Raw genomic sequence first — 8324 nt, forward strand, 5'->3', positions numbered from 1 at the left:
GGCCCTGGCAGTGGCCGCCACTGACGACCGCGCCGTCAACCGGGCGGTGGGGGAGGAGGCCCGCGCGCTGGGGATTCCGGTCAGCGTGGCCGACTGCCCGGAGGAGTGCACCTTCTTTTTCCCCGCCGTCTGTACCGGCGAGAATCTGGTGGCCGGGGTCATCGGCCGGGGCGACGACCACGCCCGCACCGCCCGGGCGGCCCGGGCCATCCGCAGCGCATTGGAGGGATTGGAATGAAGACCATACGTGTCGGCAGCCGGGAGAGCCGGCTGGCGGTGGTGCAGTCCGAGCTGGTGATGGATGCCGTCCGCGCCGCCCACCCGGAGGTGGGGCTGGAGCTGGTGACCATGAAGACCACCGGCGACAAGATACTGGACCGCACCCTGGACAAGGTGGGAGGCAAGGGCCTCTTTGTCAAGGAGCTGGACGCCGCCCTGCTGGATGGCCGGGTGGATCTGACCGTCCACAGCTGCAAGGATCTCCCCATGGAGGAGGACCCCCGCATCCCCCTGGCGGGCTTCTCCCGCCGGGAGGACCCCCGGGACGTGCTGGTGCTGCCCCAGGGGGCGGAGGAGCTGGACCCCTCCAGGCCCATCGGCTGCGCCTCCGCCCGGCGGGCGGTGCAGCTGCGGGCGCTGTTTCCCGGCGTGGCGGTGGCCCCGGTGCGGGGCAACGTGCTCACCCGCCTGCGCAAGCTGGACGAGGGGCAGTTCTCCGCCTTGGTGCTGGCCGCCGCCGGCCTCAAGCGGCTGGGGCTGGAGGAGCGCATCACCCGGTACTTCACGGTGGAGGAGCTGCTCCCCGCGGCGGGTCAGGGCATTTTGGCCCTCCAGACCCGGGCGGGGGAGGAGCTGTCCTGCCTGGACGGCGTACTGGACGCCGACGGAACCGACTGCGCCCGGGCCGAGCGTGCCTTTGTCCGCGCCCTGGACGGGGGCTGCTCCGCCCCCATTGCGGCCCACGCCCGGCTGGAGGGCGATACCGTGACCATAGACGGACTGTATGTAACCGACGCGGGCGAAGTGCGGCGGGGGCGGCTCAGCGGCCCCCGCGCCCAGGGGGAGGCCCTGGGTGAGGCGCTGGCCCGCAGGCTGAAGGAGGGCGGAACATGCCTGGAAAAGTGACACTGGTGGGCGCCGGCCCCGGCGACCCCGGCCTGCTGACCCGCAAGGGGCTGGAGGCCCTGGAGAGGGCCGATGTGGTGGTGTACGACCGCCTGGTCAGCCCCGCCATTCTGGCCCTTATGCCCGAGGGGGCGGTGAAGATCAACGTGGGCAAAGAGGCGTCCCGCCACCCCGTGCCCCAGGAGCAGATCAACCGGATTCTGCTGGAGCAGGCCCAGCAGGGCCACAACGTGGTGCGCCTCAAGGGGGGCGACCCCTTCCTGTTCGGTCGGGGAGGGGAGGAGCTGGAGCTGCTGGCGGAGCACCGCATCCCCTTCGAGGAGGTACCCGGCATCACCTCCGCCATCGCGGCCCCGGCCTACGGCGGCATCCCGGTGACCCACCGGGACTGCTGCTCCTCCCTGCACATCGTCACCGGCCACCAGCGGGCGGGGAAGGAGCTGGCCATCGACTTCGAGGCCCTGGTGCGCACCGGGGGCACCCTGGTCTTCCTCATGGGCGTGTCCGCCCTGCCCACCATCTGCGCCGGGCTGCTGGACGCGGGCATGGCTCCGGACACCCCCGCCGCCGTGGTGGAGCGGGGCACCACCCCTGCCCAGCGGCGGGTGAGCGCCTCCCTGGCGGGGCTGCCCCGGGCGGCGGAAGCGGCCGCCGTCCAGAGCCCCGCCGTCATTGTGGTGGGGGGCGTGTGCGCCCTGGCCGACCAGTTCGACTGGTTCGACCACCTCCCCCTCAAGGGGAAGCGCGTGGTGGTCACCCGGCCCCGGGAGCGGGCCGGCACCCTGTCGGCCCGCCTGCGGGCGCTGGGGGCCGACGTGTGGGAGTACCCCTGCATCGCCACCGTGCCCATCCCCCCCTGCCCCGACGTGGACGGGGCGCTGGAGCGGCTGTCCGGCTATGAGTGGCTGGCCCTCACCAGCCCCGCCGGAGTGGACGCGGTGTGGGCCTGCCTGGAGGGGAAGGGCCTGGACGCCCGCGCCCTGGGCGGCCTGAAGCTGGCCGCCATCGGCCCCGGCACCGCCAAGGCCCTGGCCGGCCACGGCCTGCGGGCCGACTATATACCCGAGGTCTACGACGCGGCCCACCTGGGGGCTGGCCTGCCCGCCCGGGGCCGGGTGCTCATTCTCCGGGCGGAGGAGGGCTCCCCCGCCTTGACAGAGGCCCTGAAGGGGCGTAACATTGGGTATGACGACGTGGCCTGCTACCGCACCGTGTACGAGAACCCCCGCTCCGACGAGCTGCGGGCGGCGGTGGAGTCCGGCGCGGCGGGGATCGTCACCTTCACCAGTGCCTCCACGGTCAAGGGGTTTGTCGCCTCCGTGGGGGAGGACGCGGACTTCTCCCGCATGGTGGGGGCCTGTATCGGGGCGCAGACCGCTGCCGAGGCCCGGAAGCACGGCATCCCCGCGGCGGTGGCCCGGGAGGCCACCATGGACGCCCTGGTGGAATTGATTACCGCCCTGCGGGATTGAGAAAGGAAGCACATATATGGAACTCATTCAACGCCCCCGCCGCCTGCGGGGAAGCGACGCGGTGCGCCGCCTGTGCCGGGAGACCCGCCTGTCCCCCGACAGCCTGATCTACCCCATCTTCGTGGACGAGACCCTCCGCGGTAAGCGGCCCATCGAGGCCCTGCCCGGCCAGTTCCACTACGGCCTGGACGCGGTGTGTGAGGCGGTGTCCGACTGCCTGGCCGCCGGGGTGACCCACTGCATCCTCTTCGGCCTGCCCCGTGAGAAGGACGCCGTGGGCTCCTCCGCCTGGGCAAAGCACGGCGTGGTGCAGGAGGCCATCCGGGCCATCAAGGCCAAATACCCGGATTTCTATGTGATCACCGACGTGTGCATGTGCGAGTATACCGACCACGGCCACTGCGGCATCCTCTGCGGCCAGAGCGTGGACAACGACAAGACCCTGGAGGTGCTGGCCAAGACCGCCCTGTCCCATGTGGAGGCGGGGGCGGACATGGTGGCCCCCTCCGACATGATGGACGGCCGGGTGGCCGCCATCCGGGCCGTCCTGGACGAGCACGGCTATGAGACCACCCCCATCATGGCCTACTCCGCCAAGTACGCCTCCGCGTTCTACGGCCCCTTCCGGGCGGCGGCCGGCTCCGCCCCCTCCTTCGGCGACCGGAAGGGGTACCAGATGGACCCCCACAACCGCAAGGAGGCCCTCAAGGAGTGCGCCCTGGACGAGGCGGAAGGGGCGGATATCCTCATGGTCAAGCCCGCCCTGAGCTATCTGGACGTGATCCGCGAGTGCTCCGACGCCTTTGATCTGCCCATGTGCGCCTACTCCGTCTCCGGCGAGTACGCCATGATCAAGGCAGCCGGGGCGGCAGGGCTGGTGGACGAGTACCGCATCATGTGCGAGAGCGCCCTGTCCGTGTTCCGGGCCGGGGCCAATATGCTCATCACCTACTACGCCAAGGAGCTGGCCCAGGCCATACAGAAGGGGGACATCGGCTGATGGATATCTCGGAACAGCTCTTTGAGCGGGCCAAGCGGGTGCTCCCCGGCGGGGTCAACTCCCCAGTGCGGGCCTACCGGGCCGTGGGCATGGCCCCCCGCTTCATCACGCGGGCCGACGGGGCCTATATCTACGACGAGGACGGGAAGCGGTACATCGACTACGTCTGCTCCTGGGGCCCCATGATCCTGGGCCACAACCACCCGGTGATCCGGGAGGCGGTGGAGCAGGCGGTACGGGACGGCCTCTCCTTCGGCGCACCCACCCGCCGGGAGGTGGAGATTGCCGAGCTGATGATCGGCATGGTGCCCAACATTGAGATGGTGCGCATGGTGAATTCCGGCACCGAGGCGGTCATGTCCGCCCTCCGGCTGGCCCGGGGGGCCACCGGCCGGGACAAGCTCATCAAGTTCGAGGGCTGCTACCACGGCCACTCCGACTGCATGCTGGTCAACGCCGGTTCCTCCGCCCTGGCGGGGGGCCACCCCAGCAGCGCCGGCGTGCCGGTGGGGGCGGCCAGGGACACCCTCACCGCCCAGTTCAACGATCTGGCCAGCGTGGAGGTCCTGCTGGAGCAGAACCCCGGCCAGGTGGCGGCGGTGATCGTGGAGCCGGTGGCCGCCAACATGGGCGTGGTCGGCCCCGCCCCCGGCTTCCTGGCGGGACTGCGGGCCCTGTGCGACAAGCACGGCGCCCTGCTGATCTTCGACGAGGTGATCACCGGCTTCCGCCTGGCCCCCGGCGGCGCCCAGGCGTACTTCGGCGTGCGGGCCGATCTGGTCACCTTCGGCAAGATCATCGGCGGCGGCATGCCGGTGGGCGCCTACTGCGGCAGCCGCGCGCTGCTGGAGCAGGTGGCCCCCTGCGGCCCGGTGTACCAGGCGGGCACCCTCAGCGGCAACCCGGTGGCCATGGCCGCCGGCCTGGCCCAGCTCACCTACCTGCGGGAGCATCCCGAGGTATACGAGCACATCAACGCCAAGGGCGCGGCTCTGGCGGAGGGTCTGCGGCAGCTGGTGAAGCGCACCGGCGCGCCGGTGGTCATCAACCAGCTCGGTTCCCTGCTGGCCCCCTTCTTCACCCCCACGGCGGTGACCACCTTCACCGACGCCAAGGGCAGCGACGTGGCCAAGTACGCCCGCTACTTCCAGGGGATGCTGGAGCGGGGCGTGGCCCTGGCCCCCGCCCAGTTCGAGGCCATGTTCATTTCCGAGGCCCATACCCAGGCGGAGCTGGACGCCACCCTGGCCGCGGCGGAGGCCGTGTTCGAGACGCTCTGAGCCAAAACCAAAGCGGCCCCCGGAACCATTTGGGTTCTGGGGGCCGTTCTGCGTTCAGCCTTCGATTTTGTCCACCCGCCGCTGGTGGCGGCCGCCCTCAAACGGGGTGTTGAGGAAGGCGTCCACAATGCAGTCGGCCATATTGTTCCCGATGAGTCCGCCGCCCATGGCCAGCATGTTGGCGTCGTTGTGCCGCCGGGTCATCTCGGCGGAGAGGGGCTCGCTGCACAGGGCGCAGCGGATGCCCTTCACCTTGTTGGCAGAGATGGAGATGCCGATGCCAGTGGTGCAGATAACGATACCCCGGTCGCACGCGCCGGAGGCCACTGCCTCCGCGGCCGCCCGGCCGAAGTCGGGGTAGTCGCAGCTCTCTGCGGTGTAGCAGCCGAAGTCCTGATACTCCAGGCCGCGGGCGTCCAGGTACTCCATGACGTGGCGCTTGAGGGCGAGCCCTCCGTGGTCGGAACCCAATGCGATCATATATATTTCCTCCTTATCCGAGTGTGTGGAACACGGGCTGGTGCTTTTCATAGGTGCAGACGCGGCGGAAGCCGCACTCCCGCAGCAGCGCGCAGGCCGCCCGGACGCCCTTGCCCACGTCCGCCGGGGTGTGGGCGTCAGAGCCGACGGTGACGATCTCGCCGCCGCAGTCCCGGTAGAGGGCCAGGATGGGCCGCCACTCCTCCAGGGTGCGCCCCCGGCAGGTGTTGACCTCCATGCCCCTGCCCTTTTCCACAGCCGTGCGCAGGATGGCCCGGATGGCGTCCTGGTAGCGGTTTAGGGTGACGGGGGCCTGCATATAGCGCAGGGGGTAGATGAGGTGGGCTAGCACGTCGTAAAAATCTGTGGCGGCCAGCAGAGCCAGGGAGGCAAAGTAGTCGTCCAGGGCATCATAGCAGGCCTGGACGGTGGAGAAATCCAGGAAGAACAGGTCGGTGCCGCCCCTTTCCGGCGAGAGGTTGTGGACCGAGCCCAGGATGAAGTCGGCCTCCGGGCGGGCACAGATGGCCGCAGCGGCGGCCGGATTCAGATGGGGCATGCCCAGCTCCAGGCCCAGCTTGAGGGTGAGACGCTCCCCGGCGGCGGGGAGGGCCTGCTGATGCTGGGCCACGGCGGGGGCCCAGTCGTAGCCCTCCGCCGGAACCCCATTTTCGTCGAGGAAGTCGAAGTGGTCGGTGACGCACAGCTCGTCCAGGCCCGCGTCTGCCGCCGCCTCCGCCAGCTCGGACAGGGGGGCGTGGGCATCAAAGGAGAGCCGGCTGTGGGTGTGATAGTCGGACAGATACATACAAATTACCTCACAAGTGCCGCTGGGCGGGGGATTAGAAGGGCCAGGAGGGGAGCCACCGCAGCAGGCAGGTCCCATACCAGGAGGGGATCTGGATGCCCACCAGCACGGGATAGAACAGGGCGTAGAGGGCCGCGGCCCCCGCCGTGACGGCGTACATGGCGGGCTTCCAGGCGATGAGCTCCTCCTGCTCGGACAGGCTGTAAAACACATAGCACAGGGCCAGAATGAGAAACAGCACCGAGGGGAAGTAGTGATAGGCGAAGGTGATGCGGCCGATGAAGAACCAGGGCACCAGCTGGGCCAGGTAGCCGATGACGATGAACAGGGCCCTGGCGCACCGCCGCCGCACCGCCTGCACGGCGCAGGCGAGGACGGCCAGCAGGCCGCCCCAGCACACCACCGGGTTGACAAAGGCGGCGAAGCGGGTGGTGTACCCCGGCACCGAGTTGTCCATATAGTAGAGGATGGGCCGGATGTCAAAGAGCCACTGATACCAGCGGGAGGAGTAGGGGTGGGTATCGGTGACGCCGCTGTGGTAGGAGAGCATATACTTCTGGTTTTCCCACATGGCGCCGACGAGGCCGGTGAGGCTGCTGTCTCCCTCCGCCCAGGCGTAAGGGAGATAGGACAGGGTATAGATGGCCGCCGGGATCAGGGCGAACACCAGCACCGAGAAGGCGAGAATCTGGAAGGCCCACTTCAGCCGCCCGGGCTGCCGCGCCCCCGTCTCCCCGTCCGCCGGCCAGTCCCGCAGCTTTTGGTACAGGCCGATGAAGTAGAGTACCACCAGCCCGGTGCAGCCGTAGATCACCGTCCATTTGGAGGCCGCGCCGATGCCCCAGAACAACCCCGACAGGAACAGGGGCAGGGCGCATTTGCGGAAGGGGGCGCCCGCCGGGAGGGTGAGGTAGCGGTACATGAAATAATACATCAGAAGGATGAAGAAGAAGGCGTAGGTGTCGATGGTGGCCAGCCGGGTCTGGGTCAGGTGCATGAAGTCGGCGGCCAGCAGCACGGTGCCGCAGGTGGCGATGGAGGTGCGGCCGAACAGGTTCTTGAGGAACACATACAGCAGGGGGAGCATCCCCACGCCGAACAGGGTGCCCATGAACCGCCAGCCGAAGGGGGTCATGCCGAACAGGCGGATACCGACGCCCATGATCAGCTTGCCCAGGGGCGGGTGGGAGATCTCATAGGGTTCAATGCCCCGGATGTGCTCCCAGGCGGTGCGGGGGTGGTAGATCTCGTCAAAGTAGGCCGAGTCGTAATAGGTGGTCTTTTCGGGCACCGTCTCCTGCTCGTCGAAGAGGGGGCTGGCCGAGGCGGACAGATTCACCCGGTTCCCCTCCAGATCGAACAGGGCCACCTCTCCCAGCTCCAGCAGGCCCTTATTGGCCTGGCCGGTGATGCGCAGGTATCGGATATACTGGGGGTTTTCGAAGGTGAGTTCATTCCACTTGAAGAGCTGATTGTAGTTCTGGGTCATGGCGTAGCTCTCGCCGTAGCCCTCCGGGTCGGCCCAGTAGTAAACGGTCTCCTCACTGCCCGTTTCATCGGTCTCCGTCCGGCTCCAGAGGGTGAGCCACTGGGTGCCGTCGGCGGAGATCTCCACCTGGTATTTGCCGGTGCCCAGGTTGGGGTAGTACCACAGCCTGGACACCTGGACGCTCTCCGGCAGGGAGAAGGTGGCCGATTCCCCGTCCCCAAAGTCCCAGGCGCTCTGGGGCGCCTGGAGGGAGCCCAAGTGGGCGAAGGCGGTGACGGCGTAAATACAGGTGATGAGCAGGATGGGAATGGCATCCCGGCGCGCCAGGGGATGGCACCGCCCGGCAAAGGTGAAGCGGCGCTTCGGCTGCGGCGCGGGGGCGAGCTGCTGGGCCAGGGGAGAGCGCTGGGTGCGCCAGTACCAGCAGAAGAAGCCCAGCAGCGCCAGCAGGGTGAGGACGGGAAAGAGTATGACAATATAACGAATGGGGCCCACGGGGGCGGTCACCTCCTGTGTAAGACTAGAGGGCGGGCATTGGCCCGTCCTCTCAGCTCGCCAAAAAAGCCTCGCAGAGTTCGCGCCCGCAGGCGCGAATCAAGCAGCAATCTGTTTTCCCCGGCGACATGTGCGTCGGGGAAAACACTTCTCAGGCTGCAAGTGTTGGGGTTGT

8 protein-coding genes are annotated in these 8324 nt (G+C 68.5%); 5 read left to right on the forward strand and 3 right to left on the reverse strand.

All coding sequences use genetic code 11. The features are described 5' to 3' along the window. The 5 genes from ACESY8_RS14395 to hemL all read left to right on the forward strand — a co-directional run. A partial coding sequence (locus tag ACESY8_RS14395; RefSeq protein WP_498794810.1) for an NAD(P)-dependent oxidoreductase occupies nt 1-238 on the forward strand: 238 nt, incomplete at its 5' end. Then, on the forward strand, nt 235-1125 hold the full coding sequence (hemC, locus tag ACESY8_RS14400; protein WP_154023814.1) for a hydroxymethylbilane synthase: 891 nt from the start codon (nt 235-237) through the stop codon (nt 1123-1125). The genes ACESY8_RS14395 and hemC, both read left to right, overlap by 4 nt. After that, complete coding sequence (gene cobA / locus ACESY8_RS14405; RefSeq protein WP_054339430.1) at nt 1110-2597, forward strand: uroporphyrinogen-III C-methyltransferase; 1488 nt, start codon at nt 1110-1112, stop codon at nt 2595-2597. Before hemC ends, cobA begins: the two co-directional genes overlap by 16 nt. 16 nt (nt 2598-2613) lie before the next feature. After that, the gene (gene hemB / locus ACESY8_RS14410) at nt 2614-3597 is read left to right on the forward strand and encodes a porphobilinogen synthase (protein WP_054339431.1); all 984 of its coding nucleotides are present in this window, start codon (nt 2614-2616) and stop codon (nt 3595-3597) included. Then, entirely contained in the window at nt 3597-4877 is a 1281-nt protein-coding gene (gene hemL, locus ACESY8_RS14415; protein WP_054339432.1) for a glutamate-1-semialdehyde 2,1-aminomutase, read from the forward strand. The genes hemB and hemL overlap by 1 nt, the downstream gene beginning before the upstream one ends. A gap of 54 nt (nt 4878-4931) precedes the next feature. On the opposite strand, the gene rpiB is transcribed toward hemL, so the two are convergent. From rpiB to ACESY8_RS14430, 3 genes are read right to left on the reverse strand one after another with little or no spacing between them, the layout of a single operon-like run. Continuing rightward, on the reverse strand, nt 4932-5357 hold the full coding sequence (rpiB, locus tag ACESY8_RS14420; RefSeq protein WP_054339433.1) for a ribose 5-phosphate isomerase B: 426 nt from the start codon (nt 5355-5357) through the stop codon (nt 4932-4934). 13 nt (nt 5358-5370) lie between these two features. Beyond that, nucleotides 5371-6165 carry a PHP domain-containing protein gene (locus ACESY8_RS14425; RefSeq protein ID WP_009260231.1) on the reverse strand — a complete coding sequence of 265 codons (795 nt, stop codon included), beginning with the start codon at nt 6163-6165 and terminating at the stop codon, nt 5371-5373. Between the two features lie 34 nt (nt 6166-6199). Beyond that, nucleotides 6200-8149 carry a phospholipid carrier-dependent glycosyltransferase gene (locus ACESY8_RS14430; protein WP_009260232.1) on the reverse strand — a complete coding sequence of 650 codons (1950 nt, stop codon included), beginning with the start codon at nt 8147-8149 and terminating at the stop codon, nt 6200-6202. Nucleotides 8150-8324 lie beyond the last annotated feature (175 nt).

This window comes from Clostridium sp. ATCC BAA-442 (genome assembly GCF_964239415.1).
Classification (GTDB): domain Bacteria; phylum Bacillota; class Clostridia; order Oscillospirales; family Oscillospiraceae; genus Flavonifractor; species Flavonifractor plautii.